Annotated in this window: 17 protein-coding genes; 13 read left to right on the top strand and 4 right to left on the bottom strand. The window is 62.4% G+C overall.

Going from position 1 to position 16,997, the window contains the following annotated elements:
• Positions 1 to 155: 155 nt before the first annotated feature.
• Both WBR68_RS17205 and yjgA read right to left on the bottom strand, forming a co-directional pair.
• On the bottom strand, positions 156 to 833 hold the full coding sequence (locus WBR68_RS17205) for an alpha/beta hydrolase (protein WP_050447124.1): 678 nt from the start codon (positions 831 to 833) through the stop codon (positions 156 to 158).
• Between the two features lie 33 nt (positions 834 to 866).
• Entirely contained in the window at positions 867 to 1,418 is a 552-nt protein-coding gene (gene yjgA / locus WBR68_RS17200) for a ribosome biogenesis factor YjgA (protein WP_050447125.1), read from the bottom strand.
• 58 nt (positions 1,419 to 1,476) lie between these two features.
• On the opposite strand from yjgA, the gene pmbA reads away from it, so the two are divergent.
• From pmbA to erpA, 12 genes are all read left to right on the top strand, one after another.
• On the top strand, positions 1,477 to 2,841 hold the full coding sequence (pmbA, locus tag WBR68_RS17195; RefSeq protein WP_230694824.1) for a metalloprotease PmbA: 1,365 nt from the start codon (positions 1,477 to 1,479) through the stop codon (positions 2,839 to 2,841).
• Between the two features lie 280 nt (positions 2,842 to 3,121).
• Positions 3,122 to 4,216 (top strand): TRAP transporter substrate-binding protein, encoded by a 1,095-nt coding sequence (locus tag WBR68_RS17190; protein ID WP_230694823.1) that lies wholly within the window; start codon positions 3,122 to 3,124, stop codon positions 4,214 to 4,216.
• 260 nt (positions 4,217 to 4,476) lie between these two features.
• Positions 4,477 to 5,631: an ABC transporter substrate-binding protein gene (locus WBR68_RS17185; RefSeq protein ID WP_050447128.1), complete on the top strand. Its 1,155-nt coding sequence runs from the start codon at positions 4,477 to 4,479 to the stop codon at positions 5,629 to 5,631.
• 172 nt (positions 5,632 to 5,803) lie between these two features.
• Entirely contained in the window at positions 5,804 to 6,685 is an 882-nt protein-coding gene (locus tag WBR68_RS17180; protein WP_050447129.1) for a branched-chain amino acid ABC transporter permease, read from the top strand.
• A gap of 3 nt (positions 6,686 to 6,688) precedes the next feature.
• Positions 6,689 to 7,570, top strand: a complete 882-nt coding sequence (locus WBR68_RS17175; RefSeq protein WP_050447130.1) for a branched-chain amino acid ABC transporter permease — start codon at positions 6,689 to 6,691, stop codon at positions 7,568 to 7,570.
• Positions 7,563 to 8,351, top strand: a complete 789-nt coding sequence (locus tag WBR68_RS17170) for an ABC transporter ATP-binding protein (RefSeq protein WP_050447131.1) — start codon at positions 7,563 to 7,565, stop codon at positions 8,349 to 8,351. The genes WBR68_RS17175 and WBR68_RS17170 overlap by 8 nt, the downstream gene beginning before the upstream one ends.
• A gap of 55 nt (positions 8,352 to 8,406) precedes the next feature.
• Entirely contained in the window at positions 8,407 to 9,117 is a 711-nt protein-coding gene (locus WBR68_RS17165; protein ID WP_050447132.1) for an ABC transporter ATP-binding protein, read from the top strand.
• A gap of 318 nt (positions 9,118 to 9,435) precedes the next feature.
• Positions 9,436 to 9,864 carry a 50S ribosomal protein L13 gene (gene rplM, locus WBR68_RS17160; RefSeq protein WP_006217309.1) on the top strand — a complete coding sequence of 143 codons (429 nt, stop codon included), beginning with the start codon at positions 9,436 to 9,438 and terminating at the stop codon, positions 9,862 to 9,864.
• A 9-nt stretch (positions 9,865 to 9,873) separates the two neighbouring features.
• Entirely contained in the window at positions 9,874 to 10,266 is a 393-nt protein-coding gene (rpsI, locus tag WBR68_RS17155; protein ID WP_006217310.1) for a 30S ribosomal protein S9, read from the top strand.
• 213 nt (positions 10,267 to 10,479) lie between these two features.
• Positions 10,480 to 11,544, top strand: coding sequence for an N-acetyl-gamma-glutamyl-phosphate reductase (gene argC / locus WBR68_RS17150; protein WP_050447133.1), 1,065 nt, complete (start codon positions 10,480 to 10,482; stop codon positions 11,542 to 11,544).
• Positions 11,545 to 11,590: 46 nt separating this feature from the next.
• On the top strand, positions 11,591 to 12,340 hold the full coding sequence (locus WBR68_RS17145; RefSeq protein ID WP_370641242.1) for a DUF6776 family protein: 750 nt from the start codon (positions 11,591 to 11,593) through the stop codon (positions 12,338 to 12,340).
• A gap of 86 nt (positions 12,341 to 12,426) precedes the next feature.
• Positions 12,427 to 12,798 (top strand): iron-sulfur cluster insertion protein ErpA, encoded by a 372-nt coding sequence (gene erpA, locus WBR68_RS17140; protein ID WP_006217313.1) that lies wholly within the window; start codon positions 12,427 to 12,429, stop codon positions 12,796 to 12,798.
• A gap of 86 nt (positions 12,799 to 12,884) precedes the next feature.
• Here the strand turns inward: erpA and WBR68_RS17135 are convergent, their stop codons facing one another.
• On the bottom strand, positions 12,885 to 14,018 hold the full coding sequence (locus WBR68_RS17135; protein ID WP_342490506.1) for an anhydro-N-acetylmuramic acid kinase: 1,134 nt from the start codon (positions 14,016 to 14,018) through the stop codon (positions 12,885 to 12,887).
• A gap of 79 nt (positions 14,019 to 14,097) precedes the next feature.
• Complete coding sequence (locus WBR68_RS17130) at positions 14,098 to 15,507, bottom strand: M23 family metallopeptidase (RefSeq protein ID WP_050447135.1); 1,410 nt, start codon at positions 15,505 to 15,507, stop codon at positions 14,098 to 14,100.
• Positions 15,508 to 15,763: 256 nt separating this feature from the next.
• On the opposite strand from WBR68_RS17130, the gene tyrS reads away from it, so the two are divergent.
• Complete coding sequence (gene tyrS / locus WBR68_RS17125; RefSeq protein ID WP_127183409.1) at positions 15,764 to 16,993, top strand: tyrosine--tRNA ligase; 1,230 nt, start codon at positions 15,764 to 15,766, stop codon at positions 16,991 to 16,993.
• Positions 16,994 to 16,997: the final 4 nt, after the last annotated feature.

Raw genomic sequence — 16,997 nt, 5'->3', positions numbered from 1 at the left:
GGCAGCAGATCACGACCGCCAAGCGCGCGGAACCCATCACAGCCCGACGGCAGTCGAGCCCCGTAGGATGGGTGAAGCGCGAAATCACAGGCAGCAAATCACCAGTGCCAACCGCGCGGAACCCATCACAGCCCCCGCGACAGTCGGCCCCAGCATCACCTCAACACGTCATTCAAGAACGCCGAAATGTCCCGCACTTCCTCGGCGCAGACCGAATGCGGCATTGGATACGTGTGCCAGCGCACGTCGTAACCCAAACGCTTCAACTCCGCCAACGACGCCTCGGCGCGCGCCAGCGACACGACCGGGTCGTACTGCCCATGGGCCATGAAGATAGGCGTGGCGTTATTGGCGGCATTGCGTTCCGCCTCGGCCGTGTCCACCAGCGGCAGATACCCGGACAGCGCCATCATCCCCGCCAGTTTCTCCGGCAGCCGCAGCCCCGTATGCAAGGTCATGGCGCTGCCTTGCGAGAATCCCGCCAGCACGATGTTCGACGTCGGAATACCGCGCGCATTTTCGCGGGCGATCAGCTTGTGCACGGCGGCTTCCGACGCGCGGATGCCCTTGGCGTCTTCCACGCGCACCAGATCCATGACCAGGATGTCGTACCAGGAACGCATCGCCATGCCGTTGTTGATCGTCACGCGCTGGACCGGCGCGTTCGGGAACACAAAGCGCACCCCCAGGCCCGCGGGCAAGTCCAGTTCCGGCACGATGGGGGCGAAGTCGTTGCCATCGGCGCCCAAGCCATGCAGCCAGATGACGGCGTGCGTGGGGTTGGGGGCGGTTTCGATCTCGATGCAATCGAGCAGGTCAGTGGGAGCGTTCATGGCGGCCGCGGGAAAAATTTCAGGAAGGGGGAATCAGAGCGTCAAGGTCTTCAAGGCCTGGAACAAGGCGCGATAGTGCTTCTTTTGCGGTTCCTGACCTTGCAGCAGCGAGGCGTTGCCCAGCTTTTCCTTGCGCGCGGCGCGGATCAGCGTGCGCAATTGCTGCGCATCGGCTTGCGGGTTTTTCGCCAGCAGCGTGGTCAGCGCGTCGTCGTCGTCCAGCAGACGGTCGCGCAGCCCTTCCAGGCGATGCATGGCGGCGGTTTCTTCACGCGAGCCGTTTTCCCAGACATCAAGCTGGGCGCGGATTTCGTCAGCGGGCGCGTCGCGCATCAGCTTGCCCACAAAGTGGACTTGGCGGCGTCGGCCTTCGCGCCCGGTCGTGCGCTGCGCTGTGCGGATCGCCTCATAGAGGCGCTCGGCCAGCGGCAATTGCTTGAGGCGGTCGGGGGACAGTTCGATCAGCTGCTTGCCCAGGTCCAGCAGGGCGTGCATTTCACGCTTGACCTGGGACTTGCTGGGACGGTCGTAGCCGTTCTCGTCGTAACCGTCGTCGACGGATTCTTCTTCAGTATGGGAATTCATGGAAAACTGCGCAATGACAGACTTGGCTATGATAACCGTCTCTGCAAATTGGACAGCAATGGTTAAATCCTCCTCATCCCTGCCGCTGGCGGCGAATCACGCGCGTTTTTCCGAACTCGTCGAACAAACCCTTGCCTATGCGCGCCAGATCGGGGCCTCGGACGCGGCGGCGGAAGTCTCGGAAAGCCTGGGGCTGTCGGTCACGGTCCGCAAGAACGACATCGAGACCGTTGAGCAGACGCGCGACCGCTCGCTGGACCTGACGGTCTACGCCGGCCAGAGCCGTGGCTCCGCCTCGACCTCCGACTTTTCCGAAGCCGCCCTGCGCCAGACGGTCGAAGCCGCCTGGCACATCGCCCGCCACACCGCCGCCGATCCGGCCGCCGGCTTGCCCGACGCTGATCAGTTGGCTACTGAATTTCCCAACCTGGACCTGCATCACGCCTGGACGGTTTCCACCGAAGAAGCCGCTGAGCTGGCGTTGCGCGCCGAACGCGCCGCGCGCGACGTCGATTCGCGCATCACCAACACCGATGGCGCCACCGTCGGCACCTACGAAGGCCAGTTCGTGATGGGCAACAGCCGCGGCTTCCTGGGCGGCTACCCCTATTCGCGGCACAGCCTGTCGGTGGCCCCCATCGCCGGCCGTGGCAACGGCATGCAGCGCGACTACTGGTACACGTCTGAACGCGATCCCGCCAAGCTGGCCTCGCCCGAGTCCATCGGCCGTTATGCCGCCGAACGCACCTTGTCGCGCCTGTCGGCCCGCCGCATCCGCACCGGCAAGTTTCCGGTGTTGTTCGAGGCCCCGCTGGCGCTGGGCCTGGTGGGTGCGCTGACCCAAGCCGTCAATGGCGGGGCGCTTTACCGCAAGGCCAGCTTTCTGCTTGATGCGCTGGGCAAGCCCATCTTCCCCAAGCACATCAACCTGACCGAAGACCCGCACATCCCGGGCGCCATGGGCAGTTCGCCGTTTGACGACGAAGGCGTGCGCACCCACCGCCGCAACGTCGTGTCGGCGGGCGTGCTGGAAGGTTATTTCCTGTCTAGCTACACGGCGCGCAAGCTGGGCATGACCACCACCGGTAACGCGGGCGGCTCGCACAACCTGGTGTTCAGCTCCACGCAGACCAAGCGTGGCGACGATTTCGAAGCCATGCTCAAGAAGATGGGCACGGGCTTTCTGGTTACCGAACTGATCGGGCAGGGCGTCAACTACGTGACGGGCGACTACTCGCGCGGCGCGTTCGGCTACTGGGTGGAAAACGGCAAGATCCAGCACGCCGTCCAGGAAATCACCATTGCCGGCAATCTGGCCGACATGTTCCAGCAAATCGTAGCGGTGGGCGCCGATACCATTTCGCGCGGCACGAAGACCACGGGTTCGATCTTGATCGAGCAAATGGCGATTGCGGGTACGTGATTGATCAGCGCGCGGGGGCCATGATGGGTTAGCGCGGCGGCGGTTTGTTTTTTGTTCAAGGCTTGCCGCGCTACACCCATCCTACGATCGTAGGATGGGTGTAGCGCGAGACCGCAGGCAAAAGAATGAAGGCCTGCAACGCGCAAACCCATCACCACCCTCCCACCCAAACCATCCCCCATAGCCCGGGAATTCCTCTACTCACCCACCCGCGCTCAGCGTGTAATATCCGGCGGGTATTGCTCGAAGTCCCTAGAAGCTGCTGTTCAGGAGCATCGCGATGCAACGACGTTCATTCTTGAAGCACGCAGGGCTGGGCGCCGTCGCAACGGGCGCCGCGGTCAGCACGCCTGCGTTTGCGCAAGACATGCCGTCGTTAAGTTGGCGTCTGGCTTCGGCCTTTCCCGCCGCGCTGGACTTGCGCATTGGCGCGGGCGAGCAGTTCTGCAAATTCGTGTCGGAATCCACGGGCGGAAAATTCAACATCCGCCATTTCCCCGAAGGCGAGATCGTGCCGGCGGCAGACCTGCTGGAAGCGGTCTCCACCAACAAGGTGGAATGCGGTCACGGTTCCTCGCGCGCCTTTTACGCAAAAAGCCCAGCATTCTGTTTTGACGCCGCCGTTCCCTTCGGGCTGAACGCGCGCCAGATGAATGCCTGGATGAGCGAGGGCGACGGCCTGCGCCTGACGCGCGAACTCTTCAAGCCCGAAAAGATCATCAATTTCCCGCTGGGTAATACCGGCGCGCAGATGGACGGCTGGTACGCCAAGGAAATCAAGCGCCAGGCCGACCTGAAAGACCTGAAGATGCAGATGGCTGGGCTGGCCGCCGACGTGCTGGCGCACTTGGGAGTGGCGCCGCAGCCGGCAAGCCAGGCGCCGCTGGCCGAAGCCTTCGAAAAAGAGGGCCTGCAGGGCATTGCCGGGGCAGGCGCCTATGACGACGCCAAACTTGGGCTGAATAAAGTAGCCAAGTATTACTACGGGCCGGGATGGTGCGTCCCCGGCGAGCAGTTGTCGCTCTATATCAATGACGAAGCGTGGAACAAGCTGCCCAAGCACTATCAGTCGGTCGTTCAGGCTGCGGCGCTGGCCGCGCATGGATCGCTGACCGCGCGCTACGACGCGCGCAACCCGGCCACGCTGGCGCAATTGTCGGCAAGCGGCACGCAAGTGCGCGCGTTTCCGCGCTCTATCCTGGACGTGGCCTTTGAGGCCACCCAGAAGGTCTATCAGGACTTGAGCGCCAAAGACGCGCGGTTCAAGGCAATACACGACAGTTACATGGGCTTTCGCGACAGCGAAATGCCGTGGTTCCGCTTGACGGAAAACGCCTATGGCCAGTATGTGGCCGTGGCGCTTTCTGGCAGGTAGCAAGGAGGGCGCCGATGGCCGAATGGCATTCAGTGCAAAGTAGGGTTTTTGCTAGTAATACCGCATTTTTTACAAAAAAATGGGCGGTTTTCGGGCTTTTCTCGAACCACATTCGAGTTTCGGCCTGATACAAAGGAGTAATATCCCGGGTCTTGACGCGCAACCATGGCGCCTTTAGGCGGCATATGACGTCAATCCGGTGGGATTACACCAGCCCGGATTACCAATATTCCGAGACAGACTTTAAGGTGGTATCAACCATGCAATCCAAGACCAAGAAGCTGCTGGCCGCGCTGATCGCCGCCGGTATCGTCCCGGCTGCGCACGCGGCTGACATCAAGCTGGGTGTGGCGGAAGCCCTGTCCGGCGGCGCCGCTCAGTATGGCGTGTCGATTCGCAACGGTTTCCAGCTTGCCGCTGACGAAATCAACGCCGCGGGCGGCATCAACGGCAACAAGCTGGTGCTGGTGGTTGAAGACGAACAAGGCAAGAAAGAAGAAGCCATCAACGTCTTCAAGAAACTGATCTTCAAAGACAACGTCCTGATGGTCTTCGGCCCGACGCTGTCGAACTCGGCCCAAGCCGCCGACCCTGTCGCCCAAGCAGCCAAGACGGTTGCCTTTGGCACGTCCAATACCGCTGACGGCATCACGTCCATCGGCAACTACGTGTTCCGCAACTCGGTCACTGAAGCCGACGTGCTGCCGGCCACCATTTCCACCGTCAAGGCAAAGACCGGCCTGAAGAACGTGGCCGTGCTTTACGGTAACGACGACGTCTTCACCAAGAGCGGCTACGACAACTTCAAGAAGGCCCTGGAAGACCAGAAGATTCCGGTCACCACGACCGAAACGTTCGCCAAGGGCGACGTGGACTTCAAGGCGCAACTGACCAAGATCAAGGGCACCAACCCCGACGCCATCGTGCTGTCCGCACTGCTGGCCGAAGGCGCGCCCATCATGGTGCAGGCCCGTCAACTGGGCCTGAACGTGCCCGTCATCGGCGGCAACGGCATGAACTCGGTCAAGATTTTCGACCTGGCCCCGGGCGGCGCATCGAACAATCTGTGGATCGGCAGCCCGTGGTCCATCGAGAACAAGGCCCCCGAGAACGTCAAGTTCATCGACGCCTACAAAGCCAAGTTCAACGGTTCGCCCGACCAGTTCGCGGCGCAGTCGTATGACGCCCTGTACATCGTGGCCCAGGCGCTGAAGAACACCAAGATCACTGGTGAACTGGCCAAGGACCGCGCGGCCCTGCGCGACGCCTTGCCCGCTGTGACCTGGACCGGCGCCACTGGCCCGTTCAAGTTCCGCCAAGCCAAGGACCGTGCCGGCAAGCCCGCTGGCTACGATGCCGACCAGTCGCCGATCGTCAGCGTGACCAAGGACGGCAAGTACGTCATCGAGAAGTAAGCGCTACGCATCCCCGCGCGGGGGGATGCGCCTTGCGGACCGCCGTCAGGCAGCCCGCAAGGCGCTTTTTATCGCAGGGCCGTCCCCATAAAAGCAATGCCGTCTTCGCGGGCGGCGTCAGGCCATGCAGTGGGCGCTGCATGGGGCCCTCATAGATCTGGAAAGTCCCATCATGTTCGAACAACAATTCGTCAATGCCTTGTCGCTGGGCTGTGTGTATGCACTGTTCGCGCTGGGCTTCACGCTGATCTTCGGCGTGCTCGGGGTGATCAACCTGGCGCACGGCGCCGTCTTCATGGTTGGCGCCTATGCGGCACTGTTCGTGGTTCAGCAATTCGGCCTGCCCCTGTGGGGCGCGCTGATGGCCGCCTTCTTCGTCGCTGGCTTCACTGGGGTCATCATCGACTACCTGGTGCTCAAGCCGCTGCGCAAGCGCAACGCGCCGCACTTGATTCCCATGATCGCCACCATTGGTGTAGGCATCATCCTGAATAACGGCGCCCAGAGCATCTTCGGCGCCAGCAACCTGCGCTTCCCGCACGGCACCGTGCCCGAAGAAGTGATCGAAGTCGCGGGCTTGCACCTGACCGTCATCGAACTGGGCATCATCTTCCTGTCGTTCGCGTTGATGGCCGTGCTGATGTACGTGATGCGCCGCACGCAATTCGGCCGCGCGCTACGCGCCATCGCCGAATCGCCCAAGGCTGCGTGGCTGCTGGGCATCAACGTTGAAAAACTGTTCGTCACGACCTCGTTCGCCGCCGCCGCCCTGGGTGGCGTGGCCGGCGTGCTGATCGGCCTGTACTCGAACGCGCTGTTCCCGCTGATGGGCCAGCCGATGCTGCACAAGGGCATCGCGGTCATCATCCTGGGTGGCATGGGCGACATACGCGGCGCCATGCTGGGCGGTCTGTTCCTGGGATTCGCCGAGGTGCTGTCGGTGGCCTATATCGGCTCCACCATGCGCGACGCGGTGGCTTTCGGCCTGCTGTTCCTGATCCTGCTGGTGCGCCCGCAAGGACTGTTCGGCAAAGTGGTTCAACGCAAGGCTTAAAGAATGAGCGGATTCGAAAACTTCTGGGCCATTTACGGCAACCTGGTGCTTACGCTGGGCACCAATGCCTTGCTGGCCCTCTCCATCTGGCTGACCCTGGCCTGCGGCATGCTGGCCATGGCCAATGCCGCCTTCATGGGTATCGGGGCGTATACCGCCGCGCTGCTCACCATGAACTACGACGCCCCGTTCTCGGTCGCGCTTGCCGGGGGCATGGCTGCGCCCGCATTGGTCGCGGCCTTGATCGGCTTGCCGACACTGCGGTTGTCAGGGGTCTATCTGGCCATGGCCACGCTGGGCTTTGGCGAAGTGGTGCGCGTCACCATCCTGAACACCGAATCGCTCACTGGCGGCGCCCTGGGCCTGAACGGCATTCCGCAACTGACGCAGTGGTGGCATGTGGTGCTGGCGGTGGTGATCGTTCTGTTCGTGCTGTGGCGTGTGCGCGCCTCCAAGATCGGACGCTCGTTCGACGCCATCCGTGGCGACGAAACGGCGGCTGGGCTGATGGGCATCGACGTGCGCGCCAACAAGATGCTGGCGTTCGTGGCCGGCGCGATGATCGCGGGCCTGGCTGGCGCCTTGAACGCGCACCTGACCTTCTTCATCGGCCCCAATGAATACGGCTTTGACCGTGGTGTTGAAATCCTGACCATGGCCATCCTGGGCGGTATCGGCGGCTTGGCCGGTCCCGTGCTGGGCAGCTTCATCATTACCGTGCTGCCGGAATTGCTGCGCGGTTTTGCGGATCTGCGCCTGGTCGCCAACGGAGTGATTCTGGTGGTGATTGTGTTGTTCCTGCCGCAAGGCATCTGGGATCCGGCGCGTTTCAAGCGCTGGATGCGTCAAGGCTCGGGCGGCCAGGGAGGCAAGCGCCATGCTTGAGCTTTCTTCCGTCTCCAAGAGCTTCGGCGGCCTGCATGTGCTGCATGACGTCAACCTGTCCGTGCCCGAAGGGTCCATCTTCGGCTTGATCGGCCCCAACGGCGCCGGCAAGACCACGGTGTTCAACCTGATCACCGGCCTGCTGCCGCCCAGCGGCGGCACCATCACGTTCCAGGGCGACAGCGTGCTGGGCAAGAAGCCGCACAGCATCACGCGCATGGGCATTGCCCGCACGTTCCAGAACATTCGTCTTTTCAAAGAGATGACGCTGCTGGAAAACGTGGTGGTCGGCGCCTACCGGCACATGAATTACGGCTTTCCCAGCCTGCTGCTGGGCCTGCCGGCCTACCGCGAGCACGAAAAGCGCGCCCGCGAACGCGCGCACGAACTGCTGACGTGGATGCGTCTGGATCACAAGGCCAATGATCTGGCCGACAACCTGTCCTACGGCGAACAGCGCCGCCTGGAGCTGGCGCGCGCGCTGGCCACCGAGCCCAAGCTGCTGCTGCTGGACGAGCCGGTTGCGGGCATGAACACCGGCGAACGTGCCGAACTCATGCGCGAGATCCTCGCCATTCGTGACCGCGGCTACACCATTCTGATGATCGAGCACGACATGCGCTTTGTCATGGGCTTGTGCGAACGCATCGCGGTGCTGAACTTCGGCAAGATCATCGCTTGCGGCGGCCCCGACGAGATCCGCAACAACGAGCAAGTCATCGAGGCCTATCTGGGTCGCGAAGACGACGAAGACACCGAACAAGTGGAGGCAGCCAAATGAGTCGCTGGGCCGCTCCCAATACGAATCCCGTAGCGCGTTGCGCGGAGGTTGCACAATGAGCGCGATGCTTGAAGTCCGCGGGCTCGAGGTCAACTACGGCCATATCGAAGCCGTCCGCGGCATCGATCTGGACCTGAACGCCAACGAAATCACCGCCCTGGTCGGCGCCAATGGCGCCGGCAAATCGACCACGCTGCTGGCGCTGTCGGGCCTGTTGCCCAAGGCGCGCGGTCGCGTCATGTTCGAAGGCGAAGACATCACCAACCTGGCCCCACACCAACTGGTGGCGCGCGGCATCGTGCAAGTGCCTGAGGGCCGGGCAATCCTGACCACCATGACGGTGCAGGAAAACCTGGAACTGGGCGCCTACCGCCGGGGCCTGAAGAATGTGGGTTCCGATCTGGAATATGTGTTCAACCTGTTTCCGCGCCTGAAGGAACGGATCACGGGCATCGCGGGCAACCTGTCCGGCGGCGAACAGCAGATGCTGGCTATCGGCCGGGCCCTGATGGCCAAGCCCCGCCTGCTGCTGCTGGACGAGCCGTCGATGGGCCTGGCGCCGATCGTCGTGCAGGAAATTTTCCGATCACTGCGCGCCATCAATGCCGACGGCCTGACCCTGTTCCTGGTGGAGCAGAATGTGCGCCAGGCGCTGAAGATTGCCCAAAGCGGCTATGTGCTGGAAAACGGCGCCATGGCGCTGTCGGGCACGGGCCGCGAATTGCTGGGCCATCCGCGGGTGCTTGAAGCGTATCTGGGCGCCTGACCGCGCCTGGCGTTCCGGGGTTTTGTCCCCGGATTTGCATGTGCGCTGGCTGCAACATGGCTTGCGGCCAGCCACCGCCTGACTTCTTTTCACTTGCCCAATTTTTGAGCAGCCGTGTTAGAATTTCAGGCTTTCCCTCATTTTGACCATTGCACGGGCGGGTAATAACGCTTAGGCGGGACGTCGATAAAGGCAAAACTGAAGGCAAAAACCCGAACCAAAATTCTGGGTTTCGGTTGATCAGCTTTTGCCCAGTTGGGGAAAGAACACTGGCTAGACGTTCTAGCCAGCAAGAACTTTTTATTCTTAGGAACCATCATGAAGACCTTTGTGGCCAAGCCGCATGAAGTCCAACGTGACTGGTTTGTGATCGACGCCAAGGGCAAAGTCCTCGGTCGTGTGGCCAGCGAAGTCGCACGTCGTCTGCGTGGCAAGCACAAACCTGAATTCACGCCGCACGTTGATACTGGCGATTACATCGTCATCATCAACGCTTCCGATATCGTCGTTACCGGTACCAAGGCGAAGGACAAGAAGTACTTCCGCCACACCACGTACCCGGGCGGTATCCGCGAAACGAACTTCGAGAAAATGCAAGAGCGTTTTCCCGGTCGCGCCATTCAGAAGGCCGTCAAGGGCATGCTGCCCAAGGGTCCTCTGGGCTACGCCATGATCAAGAAGCTGAAGGTCTATGCTGGTGCCGAGCACCCGCACACCGCCCAGCAGCCCAAGACGCTGGATATCTAAGGAAACGCCATGATCGGTAACTGGAATTACGGAACCGGCCGTCGCAAAACTTCGGTGGCTCGCGTTTTCATCAAGAAGGGCACGGGTAAGATCGTTGTCAACGGCAAGCCCGTCGACGATTTCTTCGCCCGCGAAACTGGTCGCATGATCGTGCGCCAACCGCTGGAATTGACCGGCCACCTGGAATCGTTCGACATCAAAGTCAACGTCCACGGCGGCGGTGAAACCGGCCAGGCTGGCGCAGTCCGTCACGGCATCACGCGTGCCCTGATCGACTACGACGCGACCCTGAAGCCCGCACTGTCGCAAGCTGGCTTTGTGACCCGCGATGCCCGTGAAGTCGAACGTAAGAAGGTCGGCTTCCGCAAGGCACGTCGTCGCAAGCAGTTCAGCAAGCGTTAATGTTGCTGCAAAAAACCCGCTTCGGCGGGTTTTTTGTTTTTTGGGCGGTGATGAAGCTACGGCTCCGGTGGCCAGCTTCTGCTGCGCGGAACTCCGCCCCATCTAAGCCGGTCGGATGAGTCCAGATGGCCATCGCGATGCTCGCGTCGGCACAACCCTGTATTCTCCGGGCGATACAATCTGTTTTCGTCCTACGAAGAGTTCATACCTATCATGGCCCAAGCATCGAATACCCGTATCAAGGTTGGTATTGTCGGCGGCACCGGTTATACCGGCGTCGAGCTGCTGCGCTTGCTGTCGCAGCATCCCAACGTGGAATTGACCGCCATCACGTCCCGCAAGGAAGACGGGCTGCCGGTCGCTGATATGTACCCGAACCTGCGAGGCCGAGTGAACCTGGCCTTTTCCGCGCCCGAAAAGGCCTCGTTGACGGACTGCGACGTGGTGTTCTTCGCCACACCTCATGGCGTTGCGATGGCGCAAGCCCAGGAACTGATCGCCGCGGGCACCCGCGTCATCGACCTGGCCGCTGATTTCCGTCTGCAGGACATCCCCACGTTCGAACGCTGGTACAAGATTCCCCACACCTGCCCCGACATCCTGGCCGAATCTCAATATGGCCTGGTGGAGCTGAACCGCGACGCCATTGCCAAGGCCCGCGTCATCGGTAACCCCGGCTGCTACCCCACCACCGTGTTGTTGGGTCTGGCGCCGCTGCTGGAAGGCGGCAAGTCGCTGGTGGATACGCAAACGCTGATCGCCGACTGCAAGTCCGGCGTGTCGGGCGCGGGCCGCAAGGCGGAAGTGGGTTCTCTGTTTTCGGAAGCGTCCGACAATTTCAAGGCTTATGGGGTGGCCGGCCACCGCCATCATCCGGAAATCGTAGCCCAGTTGGAGAAGATTGCCGGGGGCAAGGTTGGTCTGACGTTCGTGCCGCACTTGGTGCCGATGATCCGTGGCATGTTCTCGACCCTGTACGCCCGCATCTTGCCCGAGGCGCGCGACACGGACTTCCAGGCGTTGTTTGAACAGCGCTACGCCAATGAGCCTTTTGTTGACGTCATGCCGGCCGGCAGCCTGCCCGAAACCCGTTCAGTGCGCGCGTCGAACAACCTGCGTATCGCACTCAGCCGCCCGGGCAATGGTGACCAATTGATCGTCCTGGTCGTCCAGGACAATCTGGTCAAGGGCGCCGCGGGCCAAGCAGTACAGAACATGAACTTGATGTTCGGTGTTGCCGAGTCCACGGGCCTGGACCAGGTGGCCATTCTGCCTTGATGTTTTGCAAGGGCTGGCGCTGTATGCTGCCGGCCTTGCGCGCTTTATGCCAGCCGACTCCGCTTCCCCCAGCCCGCCACCCCGCTCCAGGAGCGGGCTGCGCCGCATGCTGGCAGGGGCGCTGATCGGCCTGTTGGTGGGCGGCTCCGCTGGTTACGGCTACGCGCTGCGGCAAGCACGGCCGCAGGACGCAGTGGTGATCAGCAAGCAGCAGGCCGAGGCGCAAGCCGAAGCCATGCGCCAACAGGGCGCGCAGTTGCGCTACACCCAAAGCCAGTTGGATACGGCGGACGGCGAACTCGTCATCGAGCGCGCGGCACGCCAAGAGCTCGAAACCCAGTTGCGCACGGCTCAGGCCGAGCTTGGCCGGGTACGCGACCAATTGGCGTTCTACGAGCAGTTGTTGCCCGCTGGGCCGGAAGGGTCGGTGGATATCCGCGGCGTGCAGATAGACCGTGAAGGCGGCGGTTTGCGCTACAAGGTGCTGCTGATGCGCAGCGGCCGCAATGGCGGTGCTGTTTTTGCGGGTGCGCTGCGGTTTCAGGCCACCGGTGTGCTCGGGGGAGAGACCGTTACGGTGGAACTGGCCCCCATGCAGGTGAGGGCCGAAGCTGGCCCGGTAACCGCCACGGGCGAGTCGACGTCAGCCGCATCGCTGGCCTTGCAGTTTGATCAGTACCAACGCAGCCAGGGCATCCTGGCGATTCCCGAGGGATTTGTCCCCGAAAGTGTGACCGTCAGCGTCCTCGAAGGCGAAACCGTCCGCGCCTCGCGAAGTGTCAAACTGGAACTTTGAGTCTAGTCAAGCCCTGCGCTATAGTGACACCATGCGAGCGCCGTTGCCGCTCACCGAAATATGGCCGATCCGGCCAGGAGTGAACCATGAATGCAGTAACCGAAACCGTCGATCTTCAGGCCGCCCCGCCTGTGCCCTTGGTATTTACCGACTCGGCTGCCGCCAAAGTGAAGGATTTGTTGGCCGAAGAAGGCAACCCCGACCTGAAGCTGCGCGTCTTCGTCCAAGGTGGCGGCTGTTCGGGCTTTCAGTATGGCTTTACGTTTGACGAAGTCGTGAACGAAGACGACACCGTGCTGGACAAGGCTGGCGTTCAACTGCTTGTTGACCCGATGAGCTTTCAATACCTGGTCGGTGCTGAAATCGACTACAAGGAAGACCTTGAAGGCGCCCAATTCGTTATCCGCAATCCCAACGCCAGCACCACCTGCGGCTGCGGTTCCTCGTTCTCGGTGTAATCGCCCTGGCAGGAAAGTAAAAGCCCTTCGGCATGCCGAAGGGCTTTTTTTGCATTGGTCTGACACTCCCGCGAAACGCTCGCCCGTCATGCCGGATACAGTGCGCCCAGCACCCGCGGGCCGCGCGCGCCTGTCACCGCGGGTTGTCCCGCGGGTTTGCGTTGAACAAAGGCCTGCGCCAGCCAGGCGAAGGCCAGCGCTTCGACCTGCTGCGCCGGCACGCCAAGCGCGTCGGTCGGATGCACGGGGCGTTGCAGGCAATACGTCAGTTCCCGCATCAGGCCGCCGTTGCGCGCCCCGCCTCCACACACGAAAACCTCTTGCGTCTGTGCGGCAGCCGCGTCGATGGCGTTGGCAACCGTACGCGCGGTCAGGCGTTGCAGGGTCGCCTGCACGTCTTGCGGAGCCGGCGTAGGGCCGTCAAATGTCGCAAGGCGGTCATCCAGCCATTGCAGGTTGAATAGATCGCGACCGGTGGATTTCGGCGCGGGAAGGGCGAACCAGGGTTCGCTGGCGATCAACTGTTCAAGCAGGGGGGCCACGACCTGGCCCGTGGCGGCCCAGCGGCCGTCCGCGTCATAGGGCGAGCCCAAATGACGTTGGCACCATGCGTCAAGAAGAACATTGGCCGGCCCTGTGTCGAAGCCGCGTGCAGGCATGCCAGGCACAAGCAGCGTGACGTTGGCGATGCCACCCAGGTTGAGAACGGCACGGCCTTGCGGCGCGCCGAAGATGGCAGCGTGGAAGGGAGGAACCAGCGGTGCGCCTTGGCCGCCCGCCGCCACATCCCGGCTGCGGAAATCCGCCACCACATCAATGCCGCTGAGTTCCGCAAGCAGGGCGGGTGCGTTGAGCTGCACGGTATAGCCGCTCTCTGGACGGTGCCTGACGGTCTGGCCGTGCGCGCCGATGGCGGTCACATCGCGGGCGCTCAACCCCGCATCCCGCAGCAAGCCGGCCACGGCCTGGGCATACAGCCGGGCCAACGCATTGGCGGCCAGGGCGGCGCGCGCCAGCTCATCGTCGCCGGATCGGTTCAATGCCAGTAGTTCGCGCCGCAAGTTCTCGGGCATGGGCAGGCTGGCGCTGGCCAGCACCTGGGGCGCTTGCGTGTCGGCCAGGCGCACCAGCACGCCGTCTACGCCGTCGACGCTGGTGCCCGACATCAAGCCGATATAAAGCGCCGCGCTGGCGGACGATACAGGTACGGTGGAGTTCACGGGCGCCTCAACAAAGAAAAAAGGCGGCCGGCAGAGTGTGCGCGGGCCGCCTTTCAGGACGTTTGCTATTGCTAGCCGTCTAGCGGCTGGCCACGTTGGTCAGCGCGTCGGGCAGCGTCTGCTGGAACTGCGTCAACAGTTGGATTTGCTGCTTGTACGGCGCCACAGCCTGGTTGAACGCGCGAGCTTCCGCCGGCTCCAGGGCGCGGGCAACGGGCAGGTCCACCGACAGGGGGTCGATCGGCACGTTGTTGACGCGGAACTCGTAGTGCAGGTGCGGGCCGGTGGCCCAGCCTGTGGACCCGACGTAACCCAGCAATTGGCCTTGCGAGATTTTGGAACCCTTGGTGATGCCGGCGGCGATGCGGCTCTGGTGAGCGTACAGCGTCGAATACTTGCCGTGATGCTTCACGATGACCACGTTGCCGTAGCCGTTCTGCCAGCCCGAGAACTCAACCGTGCCGTCCGCCGTGGCATGGATCGGCGTGCCCGAAGGCGCGGCGTAGTCCACGCCCTTGTGGCCGGTCCAGGTCTTGTGGATCGGATGCATGCGCATGCCGAACGTGGAGCTGATGCGGCTGAACTTCAGCGCGGTGCGCAAGAAGGCGCCGCGCAGGCTGGTGCCGTCGAAGTCGTAATACGAACCCGACTTTTCGTCCGGGCTGAACCACACGGCGTTATACGTCTTGCCGCCGTTGATGAATTCCAGGGCCAGCACGCGGCCCGCGCCAGCGTAGCGGCCGTCGTGGGAGCGGACTTCGTACACCACGCGGAATTGGTCGCCTTGACGCAGGTCGCGCAGAAAGTCGATCTTGGCGCTGAGGATGTCGGCCATCTGCATGGTGACCGAATCGGGGATGCCGGCGCCGTCCGTGGCGCCAAAGAGCGACGACTTGATCGTGCCCACGGCAACGCGTGTCTGGCGCTCGGTGCTTTCAGTGACTTCCTCGGCTTTGTAGCTATCGCCCGAGGGGGCAACATGCAGCATGCGCGTCACCACCTGGCCATCGCTTTCGTTGCCGGGCGTGTGGATGTAGCGCAGCCAGATCAGCTTGCCCTGCTCATCCGTGGCGGCCTGCACCGAGCGTCCCGGGTACAGCTTATAGATGCTGCGGGCGCTGGCGTCGTGCGTCAGGAAACTTTGCAGGTTGGGCGCGTCCAGCTCCAGCCGTTGCAGCACCGCGGAAAGCGTGTCCCCGGGGCGGATGCGGGTTTCGCTGATGTACGGCGCGGCGCTCGGCGTGCTGACTTCGACTTGCTCGGCGGTCAGCGGCAGAATGCTCTGGATGATGCGGGACGGGGGGAGTTCGGAGCGGTCGGGTTGCTGCACCATGCCCAAGGCGGCGGCGCCGGCAAACAGACCGATTGCGGTGACGAGAAGAGTGCGGCGGAAAAGTCCCGAGCGATGGGGCTTGGGCTCAACGGGCGCAAACAGGGCAGCAACTTTGCGCTTGATGCTACTCGCCAGTTCGTGGAGGCCACGATTCATCGTGAAGATACCCTCTCAGGTGGCTGGGCTCTCAGGGTGCGTGGCACGATCGGCCCCGCGCGCCACGATATCCGGGGCAAGGGCTGGCGCTGCGCGCATCTTGTGAACAACGGGGTGGTAGGCCGAACCGCAACTGCGTATAGATAGTAGTTGCGTATGATTGGGCGGTATCCTAGCTGATTCGGCTAGAATTTTCGATAGCTTTCGTCACTTTTTACACCTTTTTGTCGGCTGAAGCCGCTTTGGTCCCCCTGCCATGTCTCCCTCTGAAGCCCCCATTACTCCTGAAGTCGAAGCCGATCTGCGTATAGCCAAGCGCGGTTGCGACGAATTGCTGGTTGAATCCGAATTCGCTCGCAAGCTGGCCAAGAGCCGCGCGACCGGCGTGCCGCTGCGCATCAAACTGGGGCTGGATCCCACCGCGCCGGACATCCATCTGGGCCATACGGTGGTGCTGAACAAGATGCGCCAGTTGCAGGACCTGGGGCACAACGTCATTTTCCTGATCGGCGACTTTACCTCCACCATCGGCGACCCCAGCGGCCGCAACAGCACACGGCCGCCGCTGACCCGCGAACAGATCGAGTCCAACGCCAAGACCTATTACGCGCAAGCCAGCCTGGTGCTGGATCCGGCCCGCACCGAGATCCGTTACAACTCCGAATGGTGCGATCCCCTGGGCGCGCGCGGCATGATCCAACTGGCTTCACGCTATACGGTGGCCCGGATGATGGAGCGCGAAGACTTCACCAAGCGCTTCAAGGGTGGCATCCCGATTTCGGTGCATGAGTTCCTGTATCCCTTGATGCAGGGCTATGACTCCGTGGCGCTGAAGTCCGATCTGGAGCTGGGGGGCACCGATCAGAAATTCAACCTGCTGGTCGGGCGCGAGTTGCAAAAGGAATATGGCCAGGAGCCCCAGTGCATTCTGACGATGCCGCTGCTGGTGGGTACGGACGGCGTCGAGAAAATGTCCAAGTCCAAGGGCAACTACATCGGTATTTCGGAGTCGCCCGACTCGATGTTCGGCAAGCTCATGTCGATTTCCGACACGCTGATGTGGCGCTACTTCGAACTGCTGTCCTTCCGTTCGCTGGAAGACATCGCAGCCCTCAAGCAAGAGACGGATGGCGGCCGCAACCCCCGCGATGCGAAAGTCATGCTGGCTCAGGAAATCATCACCCGCTTCCATTCCGCCAAGGCGGCGGACGACGCGCTCGCCTCCTTCGAGGCGCGCTTTCGCGATGGCGCCATTCCCGAGGACATGCCCGAGGTGAACATAGGCGGCGCACCGATTGGCATTCTGAAGCTGCTGCGCGAGGCGGGTCTGGTGGCCTCCGGCTCGGAAGCCCAGCGCAACGTGGAGCAAGGCGGTGTGCGTGTCAACGGCGATCGGGTCGAAGATAAATCGTTGCAATTGCCGGTTGGAACTTACGTGGTGCAGGTGGGCAAGCGCAAGTTCGCGCGTGTTAACTTGAACCCATGATTGC

It is taken from the genome of Achromobacter sp. JD-1, from assembly GCF_038594925.1.
GTDB classification, from domain to species: Bacteria; Pseudomonadota; Gammaproteobacteria; order Burkholderiales; family Burkholderiaceae_B; genus Achromobacter; species Achromobacter spanius_C.
This window is presented reverse-complemented; position numbering and strand designations above follow the sequence as displayed.

Excerpts from the sequence above, each read along its gene's own strand:
- WBR68_RS17205 (WP_050447124.1), bottom strand. The coding sequence starts at position 833 with ATGAACGCTCCCACTGACCTGCTCGATTGCATCGAGATCGAAACCGCC.
- yjgA (WP_050447125.1), bottom strand. The coding sequence starts at position 1,418 with ATGAATTCCCATACTGAAGAAGAATCCGTCGACGACGGTTACGACGAG.
- pmbA (WP_230694824.1), top strand. The coding sequence starts at position 1,477 with ATGGTTAAATCCTCCTCATCCCTGCCGCTGGCGGCGAATCACGCGCGT.
- WBR68_RS17190 (WP_230694823.1), top strand. The coding sequence starts at position 3,122 with ATGCAACGACGTTCATTCTTGAAGCACGCAGGGCTGGGCGCCGTCGCA.
- WBR68_RS17185 (WP_050447128.1), top strand. The coding sequence starts at position 4,477 with ATGCAATCCAAGACCAAGAAGCTGCTGGCCGCGCTGATCGCCGCCGGT.
- WBR68_RS17180 (WP_050447129.1), top strand. The coding sequence starts at position 5,804 with ATGTTCGAACAACAATTCGTCAATGCCTTGTCGCTGGGCTGTGTGTAT.
- WBR68_RS17175 (WP_050447130.1), top strand. The coding sequence starts at position 6,689 with ATGAGCGGATTCGAAAACTTCTGGGCCATTTACGGCAACCTGGTGCTT.
- WBR68_RS17170 (WP_050447131.1), top strand. The coding sequence starts at position 7,563 with ATGCTTGAGCTTTCTTCCGTCTCCAAGAGCTTCGGCGGCCTGCATGTG.
- WBR68_RS17165 (WP_050447132.1), top strand. The coding sequence starts at position 8,407 with ATGAGCGCGATGCTTGAAGTCCGCGGGCTCGAGGTCAACTACGGCCAT.
- rplM (WP_006217309.1), top strand. The coding sequence starts at position 9,436 with ATGAAGACCTTTGTGGCCAAGCCGCATGAAGTCCAACGTGACTGGTTT.
- rpsI (WP_006217310.1), top strand. The coding sequence starts at position 9,874 with ATGATCGGTAACTGGAATTACGGAACCGGCCGTCGCAAAACTTCGGTG.
- argC (WP_050447133.1), top strand. The coding sequence starts at position 10,480 with ATGGCCCAAGCATCGAATACCCGTATCAAGGTTGGTATTGTCGGCGGC.
- WBR68_RS17145 (WP_370641242.1), top strand. The coding sequence starts at position 11,591 with ATGCCAGCCGACTCCGCTTCCCCCAGCCCGCCACCCCGCTCCAGGAGC.
- erpA (WP_006217313.1), top strand. The coding sequence starts at position 12,427 with ATGAATGCAGTAACCGAAACCGTCGATCTTCAGGCCGCCCCGCCTGTG.
- WBR68_RS17130 (WP_050447135.1), bottom strand. The coding sequence starts at position 15,507 with ATGAATCGTGGCCTCCACGAACTGGCGAGTAGCATCAAGCGCAAAGTT.
- tyrS (WP_127183409.1), top strand. The coding sequence starts at position 15,764 with ATGTCTCCCTCTGAAGCCCCCATTACTCCTGAAGTCGAAGCCGATCTG.